Genomic DNA, 21,665 nt, shown 5'->3' on the forward strand with positions numbered 1-21,665 from the left:
AGGGTTGGCTTGTGGCGCACAGGACGTGCGCTTTCCTCACGTACGCGAGGGGTTGGAGGTCATTCTATCGGGCACCGCGCGAGCCCGCTTGATTCGCGGCCCACCTTGCCGGCAAGACCCCCTCCTGAGAAAGCTGGTGGGGAGGACGGCTGCTGCGCCAGGGCAGCGCAAACCTAGTTTTTGCTGGATGGCAGGGGCCGGTTCTCGGCCTTGATGTAGGGCCTGCCGAACAGGCGCGCCATGCCAAAAGAATGCTGAGTCTGAATCTCGGCCGCCTCGGGGCTTTCCGCTGCCCACGTGTTCGCCATCGCAACGTACAGATCCACCGGCCCCTGCAGTTCGTTCAACAGGTAGAAGAACGGCATGTACTCCTCGTAGCAGAAGATGAACGCAGCGCGGCGCGTCGCGCCTATGGTGAGCACGTTGTTGGCGCTCCAATCTGCTACGAAGGTATCGGTCTTCCTCCACGGCTTCCACAGGGATACCGGGGCTGGCTGGCGCGCGACTGCCCGGGCTGTTCGCCCGTCGGGGTAGAACGCCACCGCGGCGTTCTCGTAGCGGTTGCCGTCTCCAACCAGGTCCATCCCGATGATGTGCGTTTGACCGCTTGCCCGTGCTACCGATAGCACCTCAATGTTGAGGACGGGGTAGAGCGCCGGGTTGTATGTGCCGATGATCGACTCGGGCCACACCACCGTTGTTGGAGCTTCCTGGGTGGCCAGGGTGCGGGTCACCTCGCCCATGCTGGCCACGCGCTGCAGGATGCCATCGACCGACACGTTCTGGCCCCATTCCGTTGTTACGCCCACTGCGGCAGGCGTCGCACGGGAAGGCGACTCAAACCGGGCGAAGCCAATCGTGCACAACGCCGCGCCAAGCAGCGCCAGCACCGCAGCCAGACTCTTGGCCGAAGGCCTGTGCCTGGCGACGAGCCAGACCATGGTCGCTGGACCGAGCACAGACAGCCCAACTCCGACCCAACCCGAACCGGGAAGAATCGTTCCCCAAGCAATCACAGGGTGGCCGGCAACACCGAGCGAGACCGGAGGGAGCAAGGCGACGATCCACGCCACGACCACCGCAAGAGCTTTGCGCCAGGGCTTTCCTGATGCGCTCCACCCGAGAGACCACACGGCCCCGGACACAAGCACATAGACCGTTTCCGCCGCCCATCCAATCACAAGGCTGTTACCAAACCAGCTCCCAATGAACGCTGGGTTGTGGCGCTCCATGAGGAGCGTGTAGGCCATGCCCAAGACAAACGCCTGCCCCCGCGTTCGGCAAGCGGCCAGCAGCAGAGGCAGCAAGGCGGCAAGCGCGGGCGCCCTGCCCTGTCCCCACGCAATCCAACCAAGCGCAGAGCCCACAAGTGCAACCGCGAGGAGCTGCGTCCAGGGGCGAATCTCGGCTCTTTCTTCACCTGTGGTGAACAGTCTCATGGCCAGCGTCATGGCGCGTCCTCGGATCTCTTTCAGTGATGTTGGTCGAGGTCTCGTGGGCTCAGTTCAGACCCTTGAGGTTGCGATCGCCTTGCCACTCGGTCTTGCCGTTGGTAGCGCCGAGCAGCCAGATCTCGTCCTTCACTTGGTGTCCCTTGATCTCGTAGTCGCGGCCCCGAATGCCCAATCCATTGCTGACGCCGGTGGCCTTGGCGTTGATCGTGTAGCTGCAGCTGGCGTACGCTTGGATCTTCTTGTCGGCATCTCCGCCGAAGAAGGAATACGCCTTCTTGATCTTCTCGACTTCCTTGGACGGCGCAGACCCACACTTCAGATCGGAGACCTCGTAGCGGTTGATCTGGTAGGCATACGTGGGCGTCATCTTCAGTCGCCAGGCCTTGACATCTTCAAGCGACGGCGTCTTCCCGCCGCATCCGGCAAGCAAGGCGGTGGCACTGATTGCAATCGCTGCGAGGCTGAGTTTGGTGAATCGAGTCATGGTTTCACTTAGATAGTTGTTGATGCTGCGATGCGGCTGCAATGCTCATCGCCCCTGTGCGTTTCAGCATCTCAAGAAGTAGCCCACAGTCAAGGGCCTCGTCGTTCTTTTTGAGCGCATTGAGAGTGATTGCCGACCACGCGAAGGTGTCAGCCGGCCCTACTGGTAGTGCGAGTGCGCGTGCGCCCTGCCTGAGCTTCACGTACAGGCTTGGGCCTTGCATTTGAAGCTCCAGGCGCTTGTCATGCTCTGGGCCGTGATTCGTCAGAACGAGAGCGTCACCCGCATAGCCCAGCAACATGGCACCGAGTAGCGGTAGCTCGCGGCGTGTGAACTGAAAGCCCACTTTTCTCTGCCAGTCGAAGGTGCGCGCTGCCTTCGCTGGGGCCAGCTCAAGCTGAACGGTGTAGCGGGCCGGCATCCCAGGATCGCCGCGAAGCAGATCGAGCTCGACCTTCATCGCAGCCTTTTGGCCATAGATGTGGACGCCGTGATCCCGGACCCATGGGCGATCCTGGGATGAGTCGGTCGGGGCAGCGCGATTGCCTGGACAGCTTGAGGATGCGACCGTCGTCACCTCGCTCACGCACAGCTGTCTCGCAGGGGACGTCGACTCATCGGCTCTCCGGCCAGCAGCGTCGATGGCGCCCAGCAGTTCGTCCAAGGTTTGCGATGTCTCGACTCCACGCGCGATCGAATCGAGCGCGGCCCGTGCGCTCGCGCGCGCGGTTTCGTCCAAGGACGCCACGAAAGCGGCGCAGGCGCTTTCAGGTGGGGCGCGTACTCCTCGATCCTGAAGCACCTGGCGCAGCCATTTGTGCGAAAGCGCGACCACTTCTTGAGCGCCTACCGAGCCTCAGCCTCGCTTGATCGTCTTGATACGGCCATCCACCTGCGAACCTTCATAGGTCTTGAAAGCGCCGGCAGTGATGTTGGCCTTGGCGTTCACTGTCTCGGTCAAAAAAACCGCGCCATGTGCTTCAAGCTCGCTGGGTTCGCCATTGGTCTGCTCCTCGATCGTACCGAACAGGTACGCGTCGCCGTCGCACGTCATGACACCACGAATGACTCCCTCAGGCATCAGCACCAGCGGGCCACCCTTTACCACCAGCGTGCCGACGAAAGATCCTTCGACCATGACGCCCCCTTGGCACTCCAGCACTCCTTCGGATCTGGAACCCGCAGCAATTCGGTTGATGATCTTCATCGCCACCGGATCGATGACGATGCTTTCCTGATTGGTGTTATTCAAGGGTGTACTCCTTTGCGCCCGTGCTGACCTTGCCGGTCTTGGCATCGATGGCCTTGATGGTGTCGCCGCTGGGCAGCTTGTCGCCGGCCTTGAACTGACGCGGCAGCTTGGTCGCGGGGTCGGTGAAGACGGCGAACTTGCCGTCTGGGGTGATGGCCAGCAGTCCTCTACCTGCCGAAGCTTGTGCGATCGGCGCGACTGGAGCAGCGACCGGCTTGTCTGTCGAAGTACCAGCAACTCGTTGCGGAGACGCCGCTTTGGGGTGCTTATCCGCCAGCTCATCCAGCAGCACGGCGGGCGGGCGCGGCTCTTCCTTGGCGCCCTTGCTCGGGCCTTTGGCGACGTCTCGGGCGGCAACCTTTGTTTCGGGCGCTGTCTTGGGGGGCTGTGTTCGCTCTGGCGAAGCCTTTGCGCTGGGAAGTGGCGTGGGCAATGGTGGCGTCTCGGCCCTCGGAGGAGCGATCGGAAGCGAGGGAGCGGCCGCCTGGGCAGTTGGTTGCGGCGGCAGCGCCGCCTCATGCGTCTCGATCATTTGCAGATTGGTTTCTGCCGGCGCCTGGTATGGCTCATCCACGCTGCGGACAGCGTCCGCGGGAGTCGTCACCGGCACCACCGGCAGTTCGGGCACCTTCACTTCCGTCACGGTCACAGGTTGGGGCAATGGGGCGCGCTCCGGCCGCAGCAGCGCGCCGATTCCAGCTCCGATCCCCCCAATGGCAAGTAGGCCGGCCAAGAGCGGCACCGAGAGGCGAATCGGCACGCGCTTGGCCGAGCGCGCCGGGAACACCAGCAGCTTGGCAGGTCTTTTGACGGCGATCTTCTCGAGCAAGTTGGTCGTACCTTGCCATTTCCCATCCCGCCACTGCAGCACCTTGCTGGCGTCCACCGTCGTGGCGCTCTGCCCAACCGAGCGTCCAATGCTCAGCGTGATCGGCTCTCCCACGACGAGACGCGTGATGTCAGCTTGATTCATGTTCCACTACTTTCCAATTCGGGGATGTTGGCGCGCCCGGCACCAGCACGGCGCACCGCGTCCGCAATGACGCTGTCGGCAGTGGTTTGGTCTGCGCCCGCTGCGCTCTGCGCCGGTGCAACAGCGTCTCCACGCATAGGTTGTGTGCGACGAGCCGGGCGGCTCACTTCGTAAAAGTCGCTGACCATCTGGAAGTCATCTCCCAGCAGATCTGCAGGGTCCGTCACATCAGTGGCGGTAAAGAGATCGTCCACTTGATCATTGAGGCCATCGGCCAGAGCCTTCTCGCGCGCCGTCTTCGCTTGAGCCATTGCGCTGGCTTCGTCATTCGCATCAATCCCCAGGCGCAGAAGGTCAAACGCCTCGTACTGGCTCGCTGCATTGCTTGCACGCCACATCTGGAGCTTGAGAGGGACATGGCGCAGGCCCCCAAAGCGGTGTTCGATCAGACGAAGCTGTGCTGCAAGGGCTCGGTAGCTGTTGATCGAAGACGAGCGCACTTCGAACACGCTCAAGGGGTCGTCTTGCCCCTCGATCTGCACAGTCATCTTCACCTGCCGGCGGCAGGCCGTTCCTGCGGCCTGGGCGAACGAGCATCGCTCAGCGCCAGGACACGGCACCTGGGAGAGCGACTGGGTCGAATCGCCCGCAACCGTCACGCGCGCGGCGCTCTTGCCATCTCCGGTGCACACTGGGGCGCCGGTTTCGAGGTCATAGGCCTTGTAGTGGATGGCGATTGAGTTCCCTGCTTTGTTGAAGAACATGCGAACCGGGATTTCCACCACCGCTTGCGCCTCTCTGTTCGCAGGGCGCTCTAGGAGTTTGGCGTGGATGGCGTGCTCGGCAAGTTCGGGCTGCGTCCGATGCCCGGATTCTTCCTCCATCGCCTCGTGATGGCGGGCGCGCACGACCATACTGGGCCGCGTCTTGACCGAGCCCTGCTCTTCCCCAGGCTCGCAGTCAACTTTGATGATGCCCTGCGCGAACGGGGTGATGGCGATGAAATTGAGGTTCATGGTTGCTTGCCTTCGGTTGTTCGATAAATCGGGTTCGATTCATGAAAACACGAAAGCCGGGAGTGTCAAGAGCGCATGTTCTTGGCCGGTGCGTCTCGGGCCGCATCCATGACAGGTGCGAGCGACGCCAGCATCTGCAGCACTTCGTCAACGCCGCGAAGGCCGATCTGGTGCTTTCGAAGCGTGAACTGGGTCAGCGGCACTTGCTCGCTGTCCAGGCGCAATGTGACTTTCACGACATCGGCAGAAGCGGCAATAGGTGTAGCGCTCCAACCGAGCACTTTGCACGTTCGGTCGAGTTCATGGAGCCAAAGGCACACGCCGTCCACCATCGCGAACTGGACCCGATCTGGTGTCAGTGCAGTTGGGGGAGTGCTGTACGCGTTGTCGTGAAACGCAAAACCCACCACGTCGCGCAGTCGCTTGTCGGCCAACGTGTTGGCGCGCGGCAGCGTTGGCCAGCCACGGTCGCTGGTGAGGACCATGCACAGGAATCCCAGACGGGGCGCTTCGTCGGGGCATGCAATGTCTTCCGACAGTGTGGTGATACTCGCCTGGTCATTGCCAGGCATCGTTCGGTATAGGTGGCTGCGCAGAACGGCCGGACGCCACGTGCCCACCCAGTCGAAGGGGCGAATGCCATTGAACACGGTCTTGGCGGTCTTCTTCGGCAGCCAGCTATCCAGCGCTTCGCCCACGGCAAAGCTGGCCGCCTTCCAAGCTGCTTCATTGGCGATGACGTTTGCTCCGGCCGGCTCGATCATCGGCAGCAGGAACATCTCGGAGAAACGTGGTCGGCTGTCGATGCGGTACGCCAGTCGCGAGACGAGCGTGGCCATGGCCTCCTGCGCCTCCTCCTGGTCGGGTTGGCGTGCCACCACCTCCCACATCCCTGCATCGTCATTGCGGCGAATCGCTTCATCCAGTTCGATTTGCCAGTTTTCTCGGACGAGTACGGGGTGGGTGTGCATTCCTACTGTGTGTGTGCTTTGTGCTGGGTTCATTCTTGGTCTACCTCTGATTTAAGGTATCACGCAGCCATGCACCTTCAAGCCCCGCTATCGAGGCATTTGCACCCCATAGACCCCCCTGCACTGGATGTCGTGTCTCAATCTGAGTGCGCGACTACTTCGTCAGGTACGTAAAAGGTTTATCGTTGTTCTGGGGTATGGCGGCTACCAGCTAGGGCCGCCAGAATGCGCTTTTGCATCTATTCGCTCCATACCTCGTGACCTTCGACTACCACCGACCGCTGCTTCCTCAGGGAAAGATGGGCCGCTTCGTGGCGCGCGACAAGGAGACTGCTACCAGGTATGGCCGCGTCGTGCTTGCGGCAGAAATGAGCAACGCACAGTACGCTGAGCGGCACCAGCACCTGGCTGAGGCAAACAACATGCGACCTCCGCCCTCCCACCACCGCATCTTCAGCGGCTATGTGGTAGTCCGACGTATCGGACACTCGGACCGCTATGAAACCTGGATGCCGGAGCACGTGTTTGCCGAGATCTATGTCCCAGAGGCCGCGGCTCAGTAGCGACGATTCCTGCTTCGCGCACATCAAGAAAGTGGAAGTGCGCAGCCCCGCGCCGGCCGCGCACTTCCTTTTATCAAGACACCGACTGTCACGTCACCGTTGAGCCGAGTCCACCCACTGCATGCCGTTGCACCTCTGCGGCACTTCCTGCTGAGGCGGCTGACGGGAGTCAGCCGGTGCAACATTGGTGAAGGCACCGCTCAAGAAGAACGCCGCCGCCGCAATGTTGCGAAGCGTCGAGGACAAGCTGTCCAGACGCTTCCAGAGTCGAGGTTTAGAACGTTCCGTCACGTTCGCACCCTCCTTTCCCTCGAGGCCGCCCAGCCCTGCGCCGGTGCAGTCTGCCAAGAAGTCTCTAGTATCTAAGTCATTCAAGCAGACAAACTAGGCCGGTTCAACTGGTTGACACCTGGCGCTTGCAGCAGCGGGGGATTCCACGAACCACTTGACATGCGCTCGGTTGGCCTTCTTCCTTTTTAGAGGGTCGTGCAACGAACTAGTTTCCGCACGAACGTTGCGCCTCTGGAGGTTCCGATCGTTGCAAGATGTGGCGCCCCTTCTTGCCGCTGTTAATTCCCGGCCCCTTGACATCTCGGTCCTTCGTGTTTTCATGGTTCAAAGACCAGACGCAGAACCACATGGACGCCTTCACCGACTTCAGTACCGCCCTGGACCTCGTGGCTGATGCCACCGACGAGGTGCGCCCAGTTCCAGGCTTTGCCCAAGACAGCCTGCTCTACCCTGACTTGCCCGCGCACCTGTACCACGCGGATCGCGACGCCTTGAGTTGTTCCTTGCTCAAGCCACTGCTGGTTTCGCCTGCGCACTTCCAGGCAGCCTTGACCGCGACTCAGTCTTCAAGCGATGCCAAAGACTTCGGAACCTTGCTGCACCTTCTGTTGTTGCAGCCGCACCTGACGGGGCAGGAGGTTGCCGTGTACCCCGAGATCGTCTCCCCCTTGAGCCGGGACTACAAAGCGTTCCTGGAGTGCAATTCGCACAAGCTCGTAGTGGATGAGCCGACGTTCACCAAGGCGCGGCTGCTCGCCGACAAGGTGCGCGAGACGCGCTACAAGGGCCGCCCGCTTGGCCTCTTCCTCGAAGAAGCGCAGACGGAGGTCAGCATCTACTTCACCGAACCTACGACCGGACTGCGGCTGCGCGTGCGCCACGACATCTTTCATCCGGATCTGGCCTTCGATCTGAAATCCACGCGCCACCCGAGCGTGGGCTTGTTCACGCGCGATGCTGTCAAGCTCGACTATGACCTGCAGGCGTTCATGTATTCGCTGGCGCGTTCCCTCTATGAGGGGACCAGCGATACCAAGCCGTTCGTGTTTATCGCTGCAGAGAGCAGCGAGCCGTTCTCGGTGCACACCCTGGCCGCCGGCGGCACATTCCTCACAAACGGCGCGAAGAAGTTTCAGGAGTGCCTGTCCGTCTACAAGGCCTGCTCCGTGACGGGCCACTGGCCCGACCTGAGCAGCGACGGCGAGATCGAGATCGACCACTGGCAGCAGTACACGCCAACACGGGCGTGGGCCGCTGGGCAGTCTGCGGCGTGACCGCCCCCTACTAGCCCAGCAGCACGCAGCTACTTCTTTGAGCTGACAACTGCGAGCACCGGTCGGTTCGTCTTCGCCACATGCACCTGGTCATTGACGATCTGGTATCCGCCGAGGAACCCCACCTCAATGAGACGGTCCAGCGCATTGCGCAGGTTGCGCCGGAAAGTGCTCAGCTGAGCATCTGATCGGCACAACTCGTGCAGTTTCTGTACGGAAAGCGGCCACGGGTCGCGGTGCGAGGCGTAGAAGGCATGCAGCCACTGGGCGATAGTGGCGCGCGGTCCGATCTTCTTTCGCGTCTCCCACTCCAGCAACGTTGTGGTGTCGTTCATGAACAGTACGGACACCTTGGGCTCGAAGCGCACCATCCACTTGGTGTTGCCCTTCTCATCGGCGTCGGCCCACGCGTACTCCCTAATGAGTGAGCCGGCATATCCTTCAGCCTTGTCCTTGGTACTGATCTTGATGCCGGTGACCTTCAGCCGTTCGATTGATTCCTGTGCACGCCTGTAGGACTCACTATGCATCCTCCAGCCTAGGTCGCGGATCAACTGGTAGCCGGTGAACCGGACCTTGTCTGAGAGCGCCGTCTGACGCGCGAGGTTGATGAGACTCATCCACACGCTCAGGTCATCCTGCTGCAGATCCTGGCCCGTGTAGGTGATCTCGTAGTTGCTCAGGCTGCTGATGGGCATGTTCGGCAGGAACTCGCGCTTGGCGGATGTCCCGACGCCAAAGAGGCCGCCGCGGATCAGAGGGTTGGGCACGCCTCGGTTTTCATCATCCCAGAACGGAAACGAGTCCTGCAGGACGCGCAGGTCGTAGTCCGCTATCCGGCGCGCAGCGATCTCCGCAGCCTTGGCCTTGACGCCCTCAACCGCTTCGTCGTAGCTCTTGCTGCGCTTGGTACGCGGCGCCTGCTTCGGCACGCCCTCGGGGATCGCGGTGTCTGTCAGCTTGGCTCCGTTGGCGCCTTTGCCCTTGTTCGGCTTGCCCAAATTCAGAAGCGACGGCAATCCGCCGAAGTCGAGGTTGTTGAAGTTGGGGTTGGGCTTGGCAGACATGCGTTGTTCCGTTGGTCTGATCGATTAGACCGTAGCCCCGAAGCGATGGTCAACGCGCGCTACTAGCGCAGCAGCACGGTTTTGATGTCTTCGATTCAATTTCAAATCATCAGCCTCGCCACAAGTGCCATGAGCTTCGAGGTCGCACGGGTACGCCGATTAAGAAAGACTTGAATGAAGACTAGGAGAAGACTATGGCTGGCGAGAACCCAGTGTTTATGCGGGCTCCAGCGGGTTTCGCGTGCTCACACGCTAGTAGCGCAATGGCGCAGCGCTATTAGCGCAACGCCACACCGCTAGTAGCGCTGTGCCACTCCGCTAGCACCTGGTGGCTGTTGTCCACAGCCCCGCGCGTGCCTTCGTGCTGCTTCGCTAATAGCGCTGCGGACCGACAACGTGGGTTGCTTGCGAACGGCGCGAACTACTAGCGGAGCAGCACGCCTCGCCTGCTGGGATCGAGGCTGTTCGTGGCCTGCGCGGCAATCTACTAGCGGAGCAGCACGCGTGGTCTCGTCGCCGGACACAGGCTCGCGTCCCTCGGTACTAGCGGAGCAGCACGGTTTTGACCTCCACACCCCGTTTTGTTGGTCTGGCGCCACCTCTACGCAGGCCAAGCCACGCGCCACGACCCACTGCGCTATTAGCGGAGCAGCACGCCCGCACCAGGTCAAGCTCATCGCCCGCGTTCGATCCCGTGTGCCATGCGCACGCTGGAGTCGCACCGACTATTAGCGGAGCAGCACGGGCTCCGTATCCCCCAAACCGCGTGCGATCTGCCACGGGCCCGATTTACGTAAGCGGTTACTTCACTTTTTCTTCCGTGAAATCAAGCGCTTATCCACGCGCGCTGCCTGGATGTGCTGTTTCGCTAATAGTGCCGCACTCGGGGAAACGTCTGCCCCGCCGAAGATGCCCGCGAACTCAATGGTGGGAGGAGGCCTCGGCTGATTGCTCTGAGAGCAAGAGGGCCCTCTGCCGGACCCATTCGGAGCGGTTCTCGACGCTTCCTGGTACCGAGCGCGCGATGTCGCGCAGAGCCTGCACAGTCTGCTTTCGCCCACCGGTGACCGTATCGATCTTGAGCAGCATTTCCGCGGGGATGGAGACTGACGTCGCCCTGCCATTGCACTCGACGTAGATCCGCTTCGCCGGCGCTTGACGCTTGCGAAGCTGCACGCCTGATGCCCCCAGCGCGTTCTGAACGGCCTGGGTCACGAGCTCGAGCAGATCTGGCGCTTGGACTGGTGCTTCCTTGCGGCCAAGGATTGTGGCCACCTCGTCTCGGAAGCTGGCGGCGAACGCCCCGACTTTCGCACTGGACGCACCGGAGCTGACCATCCCCTTGAGGGCGGCCCCAACGATCGCATCCAATTCGTCTTCGCCTTCTTCCATGCTGCTTAGACCGTATTTGCCGGTCCTTTCCATACTACCAAATACCAATGCAGCTTATGGCACTACCTATTTGCAACGTACTAAGCGGGTGGTCAGTACCGCATTACCGAGTTTGAGTATGCGAATCTGCCACCGCTCGCACCTGCCTTCGTGGTCCCTGAGGATCACGATTTCACGGATTTTTTTCAACAATCAACCAACAAACACCCCCAACTGCTGCGCCTGGTGGCGGTCTTGAGCGCGCGCGGCGGCTGTGGCGGCGTTGCAGTCGTTTCAGGGTTACAAGAACATTCCAGTTGTTCCAAGTGAGATTCTTTATCTGAATCAACGACTTAGGCCATTGTCGGTGGCGCTTTCGCATACTCGTTGTGGCAGTCCTGTGCTGCGGCCGACCACTTTGCATACTCTCCCTGGCGCCTGCGCGTACGGGCTATGGCGATGCAGTTCGCCCTCGATGGCAGTTCTGCATACTCGCCCCAGGCCAGAACCATTGATGGCAGTGGCGACTCACCAGCTGCCATCGGTTACGATTTCGGTGTGCCGCCCACTTCACCCGATGCCATCAATTCCGAGGACGATTCGGAGCCCTCGCCTGATCCCATGGCGACGCAGGAGATCGCGGGCTTTGACACCAGGGTGCGTGACACCGGGCAGCAGTCGCTTTTCCCGACCACCGACCTGGTCATCCCAGATACCCTGCGCACGATGCGCAAGGCCGTCGCCGCGATCCACGCGACCCCGATCAAGGCCGAGCACGCCCAGAGCCTCAACAGTCGACGCCTATTCGACGCCTGCATCATCCTGGCGCAGATTGACTTCCGCAAGCGCGGTTCAGAAGCGCTGGAGCGAGTCAAGACCGAGCGGCTAAGCCCGGTCTTCGAGACGCGGATTACCGATCTGGCCCGCATCGCCGGTATCCCTGGCAAGAACTACACCCGCATCTACAGCGAGCTCGACAAGTTGTTCGAGATGATCTTGCGCTGGAACATCATCGGTGAGGGCAAGGACGTTGAGTGGGAGATGAAAAGTCACTTTCTGAGCTCGCTTGGCTATGGCAAGGGCCACAAGCGCGGGCTCATCCGCTTCGCCTTCGACCCGCAGGTCCTGGAGATCATTCTGGAGCCCTCCAACTGGGCGCCGCTGAGCATTCAAGCCCAAGAGGGCCTGCCCACGGCGCCCAGCTACGCCCTGTACCAGAACTGCTGGCGCTACGTGACGACTCAGCAGAAGGTCACGGCTGCGCTGCCCACGGCAACCTGGATCGAACTCTTGATGGGCCGCTGCGGCTACCTGGAAGACGACCCTGAGGAGGGGTTGCGGGTGGTGCGCTATGCGGACTTCAAGCGGAGGGTGCTGCTCGATGCGATTCGCAGGGTGAACGACAGCCCCGCGCTCAACTACACGCTTGAGCTCAAGGAGCTCAAGTCAGGCACGCGGGTGTCCAAGCTGCAGTTCAAGTTCATCCCCAAGGCCACGCCGTCGCTTGGCGTTCCCCTCACCTGGCCGCGCGACATCCTCATGGTGCTCGACAACATCGGTTTCTCGGCCAAGGAGATCGAGGACCTTGCCCAGGCGCGTTCGTACGAAGAGGTCGCAGAGTCCATTGTTCGGATGAAGGACGCCGAAGCGCGGCTGAAGCAGCAGGGCAAGCGCATCAGTTCGCGAAAGGCGTACTTCAGCGGCATCCTGGAGAACATCGCTTCCGGTGCGCAGGCCGAGGAGCTTGACGACGAGCGCCTTGAGCAGGAAGCAACTGCCAAGGAGGCGCAGCGCACGGCTCAGATGCGTCAGGAGCGGCTGAAGGAGGCGTTCGAACAGCACAGCAGCGCGCGCTTCGCCGAAGCCGTGTTCGGACTCGCGCAGAGCGATCGCGCTGCCCTGCTCTCCCTGTTCGAAGCGGCCAACGATGGGGCCGCCGCGCGCGCTCTGTATGCGAAGGGCTGGAGCCCGCAGAACCGCCCTGCCTTGGCCTTGCTGCGCCGCTGGCTTCTCGACAAGCAGCCTGAGACGTTCCGGCGCCTGATGCCATTCCCACAAGACGTGGAGTTCGAAGCGTGGATGGCCTGGCGCATCGAGTCAGCCAACGACTCTGCGCCCTAGCCTGCCTTTGCGCCCAACCTTGCTGCCTGCCACTCTGCGTTCCCTCCACGTACCTTTCGGACTGAGGGACGGGCGCTTGTTTGAGCCGTTGCAGGTCGAAAGCGGGCTCAGATGCGGTTGCACCTGTCCTGGATGTGGCGCTCCGCTCGTTGCGCGGCATTCCCCGGAGGGCAAGGTTGTGTCGAACTTTGCGCACCATCGTGGCGCCAGTTGCGCTCTTGGCTTTGAAACGGCGGTCCACCTGGCTGCCAAGCAGCTCATTGCCGATCGCATGGCCCTGTACCTCCCGGCGGTGCGCACCAACGCTCCCGGCGCTGCGGACGATGGAGACCTGTTCGCGCAGCCAACCCTGTTCGCCCCTGCGGGCGTGTCGCGGCTGCAAGCTGTGAGGGTCGAAGGTCGCGTCGGCGAGATCCGTCCGGACCTTGTCGTGTCCCATGGTGGGCGCGATGTGCTCGTTGAGATTGCCGTCACGCACTTCGTGGACGCACTCAAGCTGCGTCGCATCAAGGATCTCAGGGTGGCCGCGGTTGAGATCAATGTGTCCGCGGTGCGCGAGATGAACTTCGCCGCGCTGGAGGCGGCGTTGTTCACCAGCGAGCAGAAGTCGCAATGGCTGTGCCATCCAGAGCGTGACGCGGAGCAGGCGCGCCTCGATGCATTGGCAGCAGATGAAAAAGCACGCCGGCACGCAGCGTCTGCGCGCCGGCGTGACGACGAAGCTGTTCGGCTTGAAATGGCCCTGCAGCATGAGCGCGCAAGGCTTGCTGCGATCCGCGCTGAGCCAGCTGCCGCAAAGCTGCGCCAGGCCCTTGACCACATGGGCGCGAGGGACGCCGGTGAACTCGGGTTCCTGCCGGTGCCAGTCAAAGCGAGCAACGCAATCGCTGCCCCTCCCTTGGTCTGGCAGGCGGCAGTCTTCTCCGACCTGATGCATGGCGCGATCGAGGTGAACGCGGCTTCGATCTCGGCGCGTCGAGTGCGCGCATGGATTGAAGAGCGGTTCGAAGTCCCTGGGAATGAGCAGGCCTTCGCGGTTGCCGTCTGGGACTTCTTGATTGGGCTGGCCGCGCTTGGGTTGCTGCACCACGAAGGACGACAGCAGTTCTTGATCACCGTTGTGGGCTGCGCCGGCGCGCGCGCAGTTGTCGCTGACGCGAGAGAAAGTGGGGCACTGCCGCTGTCTTGGATGCGAACCTGGCCAGATCGATCAACGACGAAGTGTCTTGCAGTCGTCTTCGGCACTGTGTTCGGTTCTGCGCAGAAGTGGGAGCGTGTCGCGGGGTTGCTGCCGAAGGTTCGCGGGGAGGAACCGCCCGATGCCGTGATTCAGCACTACGCCGAAGTTGGGCTCGATGCTGGCCTGCTTAGGCGATTCTTCTTGGCTGTCGGGTTCGCACGGCTTGCCGGCACCTAGGTCGCTGTCACAGGCCACCCTTGCCCCAAATGCGCAAGCCGATTGAGTGCATCTCGGATGCTACGATTTCGATAGTCCCCTCGTTGTATTTGTTCCATATGACCAAGCAGCAATTCAAACGCCTGACCATTGTTCTGCTTCTTCCGTTGCTCGCGCTCGGTGCTTGGCTTGGGGCCAAAGACGTGCTTTGGGATAGCCGTTTCACGACCCTGTGTACCGAACACGCTGAGTTCTTTGTCTGCAGCAGCACTGAAGGGGTTTCCGAGGCAAGGGCGCTTTCCGACTTGGAAGGCTCGGTACTGCGGTTCGGCTCGGCCCGGCTGCCCGGTGGGCTTCGCCACGATGTCACCATTACCGAGCAGTTGGCGGCCAGAGTGGTTGACGGTGAAGAGAAGATGGTCAACGTGGCAGAAGACGGCATCAAGCGGCGCCTCGTGGCGCCCACCGGGATCTTGGGCGATCGGCAGACCGGCCAGCACTGTTCAATCGACAAGCACTACACCAAGGAAGGCCGATGGTGGGTTACCTGCAATGGCGGGGCAACGCTTATGTTCGCATTCGACAACCCGAAGGATGCCAAGAAGTTCGATGACCTCGTCGAGATTGAGCGAGCGGAATCCATGCGCGTGTCTACTGCTGGCTCTGTGCGGCGGGCAGTTGCGACAGTCCTTCCACTAGCGGCGTACTTCGCCCTTGCCCTCGGCTGCTGGATCCTGATCCGCCTGGCCCGCTACGTTCGGGGTCCTGCCGTCACTGGTTGATCTGGCGGCCAGTTTCTGCCACGCAGCTGGTACACGCAGATTCAAGCAGTTCTCGCGGGCGGATCGCACTGAAGTTCTGTTGCCCCAGCGCGCCAACAGGAGGAGCGACACGAACGCTACGGGGTTTCGAAGAAAGGCATCAGTGGTGCGTCAAACCGCTGGTACAGGGGGTGTACAGGGGCACCGGTCTTGTTCTTCCCGAAGCAAAACACCCTGGCCGGATCGCACACTTCGCGCAGGATGCTCTCCACGACCGCACCACGGCCGGACTCGTGGCCTGGGTTGCCCCAGCTGGCGACGACGAGACGGGCCTTCGGCGCGAGTCGCCTTATCCACTCGTCGTTCTCTGGCAGCCATAGCGTGCTGGCTTTGGCCAGATCGCTTGAGTCAGTTGCCCGGATCGACATGACGTTGAGCTGGTAGTAGGCGCCGACGCCCCAGTGTTTTCGTGCTCGCTCGCACATGCCGTCCACCGTCCGGTCACCCATGTCCTCTGAGGCGCCAGAGGGGTTCATGCTGATGCCAACCGCAAAGTCATCAACGTCGCCCCAATGGCGAAAGAGCGTGAACCGGTGCGTGCGGTCCTCGTTGAAGATCGTCCGTTCGGCAACGAGTGGATCAACGAACAACCCTGGAAGCGGCGCCGAGGATCCGAGAGTAGCGGTAGCGCGAGTTGCCATGTCAGTTAGCGCGAGCCGCCATCCTTGTCGCGCATGAACGTCTCCAATGTTTGCACGAGCGCCGCACGCAGGCCTGGCATTTCCGCCTCATCGAGCCCCTTGAGCGATAGGTCGAGTTGGCCCTTCTTGGTGAACATCTTGATTTGGCCTTTGTGGTGGCCGAACTCAAGCGGGTGCACCGTGCTGCGCTCTCGCGACTTGGGGCCCGCAATCTTGGACTTCACAAGGGCTGCGATCTGATGGCGATTGAGCTTCTTGCGTTTGATCTCGTCGATGATTTCGAGGGCGAGGTCGAGCTTTGCCTCAAGCTCCGTTTCGCCCAGGCCATCGGGGAACAACTCGCTCACGGCATAGAGCGCCACCACCGTCGAAGTCTCCGGCGACTCGCTCATGGCGCGCTGGATCTTCTCGGGCATGCGCGCGATCCGCATGTAGGTGCTGACCGCGGCCTCGGACAGCTTGCCCCCAGATGGTGGCTCCACCTTCTCCATGAGTTCTCGCTGACTGGCCACGGCGCCTTGCTCAAGGAGGGCGCGCAGGCTCAGGGCGAAGTCCAGCGCCGTGGTCGCAGAGCGCTGCTCGTTGAGCGCCCTCGCCCGCTTGTACAGCGCGAGTTTGTCCGCAGGCGCCTCTTCAATCTTGACCTCCAGGAAGGTGCAGTCGGTGATCTTCGCGGCGCGAAAGCGCGTGCCCCCATCGATGAGCTTGATGCGCCCGCCCTCCAGGTAGCCGTTTGCGGCAACGTCCTGGCCATCGGGCATGGTGCGCGCGATCTTGTCGACCTCCTCATTCGTGTAGATGTGGCGAGGGCTCAGCGGGTTGGCGTCGATGAGATGTAGCGGGACCTGGACGATGGTGCCCGCCACACATGCGCTCAGGTCGAACGCTTGCGCACTGGACACAACAGGGCGTTTGAGGGTGGTCGGCGCCGCTTCGGGCACGGGTGCGACGGCGCCCTTCCCCGCCGTGACGGGGCTCAACCCCGTGGGCTGGTCTTTGGTGATCTGCTCAGCTAGTGCGAAGCGATCGACGGCCGCAGTGGTCGCAGCCGACTGATGCCGTTGCATTGCGGCCTTGGGGTCAAGCTTGAGTTTGGGTACGGGTGCCATGTCAGCCCTTCTTCGTTGCGGGGATCTTGAGGAGCTTGGCGACGGCGTCGGCAAGCGCGTCAATTTCGGTGATGGCGTCCTTGGCGTTGGGCATGGAGTGCACCGTCGCGCCATAGAGCATCGATCGCGTGAATGCCACGCGGTCGCTCAGCACCTGCTTCATCACCCAGAACTCGGGATAGACCTTGTCGGCGGCGATCACCTCCAGCGCCGCCCTTTCGTCTGCACGATTGCGGCGGAATGCGGTGGGCAGGATGCGCACCGGGTAGTCGCGCCCACTGGTGATGAGCGCCTTCTTGGCCAGCGCCAGCGCCGCGGGCAGTGCGTCTGTATCGGCGGGGCTGAGCTTGGTGGGCACCAGTGCCAGGTCGCTCACGAGCAATGAGGCCCAGGTGCCGGGCTGATCGACTGCGGGGGCGCAGTCCACAAAGATGAGGTCGTACTTGGCGGCGAGCTTGCCGAGTTCGGCGGCGGTGCTGTCCTTGTATCGAAAGCCACTCCACAGCGTTGCGGGAAAGTTGGCGCCGTCAGCGCGCGAGAGCCACGCGGCTGATGTCTGCTGTGCGTCGAGGTCCGCCACGAGGACGTCGTAGCCGCGATGGCCGAAGGTGCCAGCCAGCTGGCAGGTGCTGGTGGTCTTGCCGACCCCGCCCTTTTGGTTGAAAAACGTGACGATCTTGCCCAGTGGCTTACCTGACATTATTACTCCTTATGAATGGATGCATTCTCGCGTACTTGATGCTCCCAGTTCAAGTGCTTGGGGGAATTTGGCTTGCAATCTCTTGCATTCGCTGTCTGTTTGTTGCTCGTGTGCATCGATTTCTCTATTACCGTCCCTGTGCGCAGCGTTCTAGTGGGTGCCCAGGCATTGCCGAGATCGCTCACCGCTATGTGCTTCAGACGGTTGAAGTTGCATTTCTGTTGTTGCTTGCCCCGATTGGTTGCCCATGGGGCGACGCCTTCAGACGGTTGAAGTTGTGCCTTCGCTGAAGCAACGGGCGCTGAGCGTGTTCCAACTTCAGACGGTTGAAGTCGTTGGCTCAGCGATCAATGGCGCCGCCCGTTGTCCAGTTGTCGCGGCTGCGCAAGGGTCGGAATCCACATCTCGCCTTGCCGCCTCTCAGTGTGTTGGGCTCTGAGTGTGGGCATTAGCTAGTAGCGCTTCTGGTTGGTGCCCCGGTGAGCGGCCCGCCTTCCGCGATCAGGGCCCGCGCTTCAGACGGTTGAAGTCTCGTCGCTGCAAATGCTTCAAACTTCGATGGCCGCAGTGCGGACTTCAGACGGTTGAAGTTTTAGTGTTGGTGGTGGTGCGCCAGTTGTAGGTCTGCGCCTGGTGCGTTGAGCTTCGGACGGTTGAAGTCATGGGGCGAACGGCTCATCGCGGCGTGGCCCTGCTCCAGTGCCCGGAATGCAGAACTTCAGACGGTTGAAGCTTGTCCGTCCGCCTCGTTCTGGAAAGCCGTGCGCCCATGGAGCTTCAGACGGTTGAAGCTGCCCATGGAGGCCTACTCTCTTCATTCAGACCCCTTCGGGAAAGACCAATCTGGCAGCCTTCACCTTGATGGTGTCGTCCTGCTTAGCGTAGACGGCGGTGGTGGTGATGCTCGCGTGACCCAGCAGCTGCTGCGCAAGCTTGAGCCCCGTGTCACTCGGGTTGGTGCGCAACACCTCCTTGGCGAAGGTGTGGCGCAGCCAGTGCGTGCTGATTCGCGCGCGGCGCTTCCACATTGCTCGCTCCTGGTCCAGGCGCTTGGCCTCCAGCGCAAGTGCGGCATACCGCTCCGCTTGAGCCATTGACCCAGCCTTCTTCTGCATGCGGTCCACCGCGCTCCTTGCTGCCGTAGCGCGCCGCAGTTCCCGATTGGCCTCGGCACGAAAGAACGCCTTGAGCGTGCGGTAGATGCCTTGGAGGCCCAGTGCGTGCGATTGCGAAGCACTGTTTGCAGTTGTTTCTCCTCGGTTCCCAGCAGGGGAGGGCGCTCTGCCCAGAGCGCCAACCATGGGTCGCTCGACCCGAAACGCCAGCAGCTTCTGGCTGGTTGTCCCGTGGGCCTTGGTGATTGCGCGCTCTACATCCGCGTGGTGATCGAGCATCAGCTGGTAAACGGCGGGGCTGATGTAGACCGTGCGCACGCGCTTGCCCTTGCCGACCACGCGCAGAATGTGTCCCTCGGCTGGCACATCGGGTGCCCCTTGCGATGGGTACATGTCGGTGGCGCGGGCATTGGCCAGTTCCTCCAGGCGCAGGCCGGTGGTCAGCAGGATGTTGAGGATGAACTTGAGTCGACGCGCGCGCGCCGCGCCCAGAGCAGGGGAGGGCACAGCATCCTGATCGTGCACGGCGCTCTCTGCTTGGGCGCTCTCGCGCTGCGCCAGGGTCTTTCGCACCCATTCGATGTCCCCGGGATTGAGTGAGCGGCTGGTGTCCATGGCCTGGTCCAGCGTGGCGCTACTCTTGAGCGCGGCGAATGCATTTCCACTGAGGTACCCCGCCTTGCAGAGCGCTTCCATCATCACCTTGAGCACGGTCAGTGCATAGGTCTGGCTGCGTGCGGTGAGCTGGCCCCGCCATGGTCGCCAGAGCGGGTCTTCGCGCGTGACGCGCGCGTGGCTAAGGTACGCGAGCGGGATCTTGGCAAGGAACTGCTGGTAGCCGAGCGCGTGTGCGGTGCTGACGCTGGCAAGCGCCACGCGCGCCTCCTGCATGCACCAGATGTAGAAGCGCTCGACCTCGCGCCGGTAGGCTTCGAAGGTGCGCTTCTTGCCAGCCCTGAGGAAGGTCGACAGCCAGATTGTGATCGCCTGCATGTCGTTGCGCGCTCCAAAGTGGTTGGGGGCGGCCACGCGATAAAGCCCTTGTGAGCCATCGAGATCGGGCGGTACGCGCAGCATCTCCAGTGGGGCGACCCCCGAGCGCTGCACGATCTGCATTGCGTCTGGCGAGGCCACGCCTTCTTCTCCCTGGTATTCCAGGACCGCCACTTCGGGCGCGCGTTGCAGGGCGCTGAGCCGGCTCTTGAGCGGCTTGTGGGCTTCCCAGGCAGGCGAGGTGCGATCGATAGGGCCCAGCGTCTCGGCGTGATCCTCCAGCCAGGCCTGCAGCCGCCTTGCCCGCACATGTCCCAGGCGCGAAATCGCGCGATGCCAGTTGCGCCCGCTCGCGCTGATGTAGCGCACAAGCTGCCCGAGTGTGTGGATCTGCAGCCGCTCCAGCGCGGCGCGCACCGGGGTCGCCAGCCAAATCGAGATGGCCGCGTCCTGGCGGGGTCGGTAGGCGAGGGCGGTCTGCAGGTGGTTGAGTGCTTTCACCTTGCGCTCGATCATGGTGGCGCGGCTGACCTCATTGCTCTGCTGGGCCGTGACCTCGATGTCGTTGTCGGCGAGGTACTCCTTGAAGCGCTCGGGCAGCTCCGACTCGGAGTACACGTCCTCATCCAGGTTGTCCACCCATTCGGCGAAGAGCTCCTCCAGCCCCCGTCGCTGTGCCTGGTCACTGGCCTGTTCGGGAAGCTCGGCGGCGAGGGTGCGGGCGTGCTGCTGTAGCCACTGCTCCGCCGATGAGGAGGCTGCCGCCAGGATGCGCTCCTCCAACTGCTTGAAGCGCGCGGCCAGGCTGAGCCCATGAGGGACGGCGGGCACCCCTTGCGCATCGAAGTGGATGTTGGCGTAGAAGCGCAGGAAGGAGTCGCGCGGATCCATGCCGTTGTAGACGCCGCGCACAAATGAGAAGTCCTCCAGCGTGAGTTCGTCCAACTGGGCAAAGGTGGGCAGGCGAAAGCCGATCTTTCTCCCGCGCCGGCGTGGCGCTGCCGGGGCGGGAGAGGGCGCCTCATCGGGCGCGGTTCCCTTGCGAGGGCGTCCGCGCCCACGTTTTTGCGCAGGCGGCTCGATCTCAGTCAGCGTGTGCTCGCTTTGCATGCCTAGGTTCCGGACGAATCGGCCTGGGCCGCCGCGCGCTTGCGGGTGGCCACCACGTCCCGCGCGAAGCCCATCAAGGCCTGGGCGCGTCGCTCGAGCATCTGATGCGCCTGCGAGGCGACGCTATCGCGCTGGTGCTGGGGCCAGGTCTTGACCTCCTCGATCCAGCGGTCGATTGCGTCGACCTCGCGCACGACGGCGCCGGCGCACTGCAACAGGTGCGCTCGCTCCTGCTCAGGCAGGGTGAGGACGGCGTGCCGCAGGGGCTCATCCTGCTCCATCAGGAACTCCATCACGCGCACCTGGCTTGGTGACGAGTCTGTCCATGGATTAGCGCTGGACGCCGGCGCGGCAAGCGGCTGAAGTGGGGTAGGGGGGCGCAGTCGATCGCGCACCGTGTCGACTGCCAGGCTGGCAAGGAAGTACAGGACGGCGGCGAGCGCGAGGAGCGGGAATAGGTAGTCGAGCAGCCGGGCCACGTTGGCGACGACGCCGAACATGATGAAGAGAGCCAGGGCGATGCCGGCGAAGGAGGCGAGGCGCTTGAGGAAGTCAACCAAGTGCTTGATCTCGTTGGGTTTTTGTCGCGGGAGGGGGCGGGTGTACGGTCGCACGTTTTTCTTTTATTTTACCGCTGCTTTAATCACGCGTCACGCTAATAACAGTTAGGCAGACGCACAGCATAAAAGCGCGCTTCCCAAAATCCGCAGAACGAAAGCTTTGTAATTCAGGCGGGCCTGCGCACACTGCGCAGACACCCAAACCACCCCGAAAGCACCCCATGGCCACCGTTCAAGACACCAAGATCTCCGTGGGCGTCGTCACGACGCTCTTTCACGACTGGCAGGCCCAGCTCGAGGAGTGCTTCATCAAGCGCGACGCCTTCCTGGGGTCTCCTCGTTTTCAGTGCAATAAGTGACGGTACGAAAAGCTAGCACTGGCG

20 protein-coding genes are annotated in these 21,665 nt (G+C 62.2%); 6 read left to right on the forward strand and 14 right to left on the reverse strand.

Annotation, left to right across the window (positions count from 1 at the left end):
- Positions 1-173: 173 nt before the first annotated feature.
- The 7 genes from K5880_RS10560 to K5880_RS10590 form a co-directional block, all read right to left on the reverse strand.
- The gene (locus K5880_RS10560) at positions 174-1,451 is read right to left on the reverse strand and encodes a conjugal transfer protein TraB (protein ID WP_297651458.1); all 1,278 of its coding nucleotides are present in this window, start codon (positions 1,449-1,451) and stop codon (positions 174-176) included.
- 49 nt (positions 1,452-1,500) lie between these two features.
- Positions 1,501-1,938 carry a hypothetical protein gene (locus K5880_RS10565; protein ID WP_297651460.1) on the reverse strand — a complete coding sequence of 146 codons (438 nt, stop codon included), beginning with the start codon at positions 1,936-1,938 and terminating at the stop codon, positions 1,501-1,503.
- A 4-nt stretch (positions 1,939-1,942) separates the two neighbouring features.
- Positions 1,943-2,398 carry a hypothetical protein gene (locus K5880_RS10570; protein WP_297651462.1) on the reverse strand — a complete coding sequence of 152 codons (456 nt, stop codon included), beginning with the start codon at positions 2,396-2,398 and terminating at the stop codon, positions 1,943-1,945.
- Positions 2,399-2,794: 396 nt separating this feature from the next.
- Positions 2,795-3,190: a polymer-forming cytoskeletal protein gene (locus tag K5880_RS10575; RefSeq protein WP_297651464.1), complete on the reverse strand. Its 396-nt coding sequence runs from the start codon at positions 3,188-3,190 to the stop codon at positions 2,795-2,797.
- Positions 3,183-4,163: a hypothetical protein gene (locus K5880_RS10580; protein ID WP_297651466.1), complete on the reverse strand. Its 981-nt coding sequence runs from the start codon at positions 4,161-4,163 to the stop codon at positions 3,183-3,185. Before K5880_RS10580 ends, K5880_RS10575 begins: the two co-directional genes overlap by 8 nt.
- On the reverse strand, positions 4,160-5,179 hold the full coding sequence (locus K5880_RS10585) for a hypothetical protein (protein ID WP_297651468.1): 1,020 nt from the start codon (positions 5,177-5,179) through the stop codon (positions 4,160-4,162). Before K5880_RS10585 ends, K5880_RS10580 begins: the two co-directional genes overlap by 4 nt.
- Positions 5,180-5,244: 65 nt before the next feature.
- Positions 5,245-6,150: a hypothetical protein gene (locus K5880_RS10590; protein ID WP_297651470.1), complete on the reverse strand. Its 906-nt coding sequence runs from the start codon at positions 6,148-6,150 to the stop codon at positions 5,245-5,247.
- A gap of 257 nt (positions 6,151-6,407) precedes the next feature.
- Between K5880_RS10590 and K5880_RS10595 the strand changes: the two genes are divergently transcribed.
- A complete protein-coding gene (locus K5880_RS10595; protein ID WP_297651471.1) occupies positions 6,408-6,713 on the forward strand; it encodes a hypothetical protein in 306 nt (101 codons plus the stop codon).
- Between the two features lie 638 nt (positions 6,714-7,351).
- A complete protein-coding gene (locus tag K5880_RS10600) occupies positions 7,352-8,278 on the forward strand; it encodes a PD-(D/E)XK nuclease-like domain-containing protein (RefSeq protein ID WP_297651473.1) in 927 nt (308 codons plus the stop codon).
- 29 nt (positions 8,279-8,307) lie between these two features.
- On the opposite strand, the gene trfA is transcribed toward K5880_RS10600, so the two are convergent.
- Both trfA and K5880_RS10610 read right to left on the reverse strand, forming a co-directional pair.
- The gene (gene trfA, locus K5880_RS10605; protein ID WP_297651475.1) at positions 8,308-9,345 is read right to left on the reverse strand and encodes a plasmid replication initiator TrfA; all 1,038 of its coding nucleotides are present in this window, start codon (positions 9,343-9,345) and stop codon (positions 8,308-8,310) included.
- 921 nt (positions 9,346-10,266) lie between these two features.
- Positions 10,267-10,737 carry a hypothetical protein gene (locus K5880_RS10610; protein WP_297651477.1) on the reverse strand — a complete coding sequence of 157 codons (471 nt, stop codon included), beginning with the start codon at positions 10,735-10,737 and terminating at the stop codon, positions 10,267-10,269.
- Between the two features lie 432 nt (positions 10,738-11,169).
- On the opposite strand from K5880_RS10610, the gene K5880_RS10615 reads away from it, so the two are divergent.
- The 3 genes from K5880_RS10615 (at position 11,170) to K5880_RS10625 (ending at position 15,015) form a co-directional block, all read left to right on the forward strand.
- The gene (locus tag K5880_RS10615) at positions 11,170-12,837 is read left to right on the forward strand and encodes a RepB family plasmid replication initiator protein (RefSeq protein ID WP_297651479.1); all 1,668 of its coding nucleotides are present in this window, start codon (positions 11,170-11,172) and stop codon (positions 12,835-12,837) included.
- Between the two features lie 178 nt (positions 12,838-13,015).
- Complete coding sequence (locus tag K5880_RS10620; protein ID WP_297651481.1) at positions 13,016-14,254, forward strand: hypothetical protein; 1,239 nt, start codon at positions 13,016-13,018, stop codon at positions 14,252-14,254.
- A 29-nt stretch (positions 14,255-14,283) separates the two neighbouring features.
- A complete protein-coding gene (locus K5880_RS10625; RefSeq protein ID WP_297651483.1) occupies positions 14,284-15,015 on the forward strand; it encodes a hypothetical protein in 732 nt (243 codons plus the stop codon).
- Between the two features lie 116 nt (positions 15,016-15,131).
- On the opposite strand, the gene K5880_RS10630 is transcribed toward K5880_RS10625, so the two are convergent.
- The 5 genes from K5880_RS10630 to K5880_RS10650 form a co-directional block, all read right to left on the reverse strand.
- Positions 15,132-15,644 carry a DUF1643 domain-containing protein gene (locus tag K5880_RS10630; RefSeq protein WP_297651485.1) on the reverse strand — a complete coding sequence of 171 codons (513 nt, stop codon included), beginning with the start codon at positions 15,642-15,644 and terminating at the stop codon, positions 15,132-15,134.
- Between the two features lie 56 nt (positions 15,645-15,700).
- Positions 15,701-16,804, reverse strand: coding sequence for a ParB N-terminal domain-containing protein (locus K5880_RS10635; protein ID WP_297651487.1), 1,104 nt, complete (start codon positions 16,802-16,804; stop codon positions 15,701-15,703).
- A 1-nt stretch (position 16,805) separates the two neighbouring features.
- Entirely contained in the window at positions 16,806-17,504 is a 699-nt protein-coding gene (locus K5880_RS10640) for a ParA family protein (protein WP_297651489.1), read from the reverse strand.
- Positions 17,505-18,322: 818 nt separating this feature from the next.
- Positions 18,323-20,722 (reverse strand): phage integrase family protein, encoded by a 2,400-nt coding sequence (locus tag K5880_RS10645; protein WP_297651491.1) that lies wholly within the window; start codon positions 20,720-20,722, stop codon positions 18,323-18,325.
- Between the two features lie 2 nt (positions 20,723-20,724).
- Complete coding sequence (locus K5880_RS10650) at positions 20,725-21,336, reverse strand: hypothetical protein (protein ID WP_297651493.1); 612 nt, start codon at positions 21,334-21,336, stop codon at positions 20,725-20,727.
- Positions 21,337-21,503: 167 nt separating this feature from the next.
- Here K5880_RS10650 and K5880_RS10655 point away from each other — a divergent pair, with 167 nt between their 5' ends.
- Entirely contained in the window at positions 21,504-21,641 is a 138-nt protein-coding gene (locus K5880_RS10655; protein WP_297651495.1) for a hypothetical protein, read from the forward strand.
- Positions 21,642-21,665: the final 24 nt, after the last annotated feature.

The sequence above is a fragment of the Hydrogenophaga sp. genome (assembly GCF_025699295.1).
Classification (GTDB): domain Bacteria; phylum Pseudomonadota; class Gammaproteobacteria; order Burkholderiales; family Burkholderiaceae_C; genus Hydrogenophaga.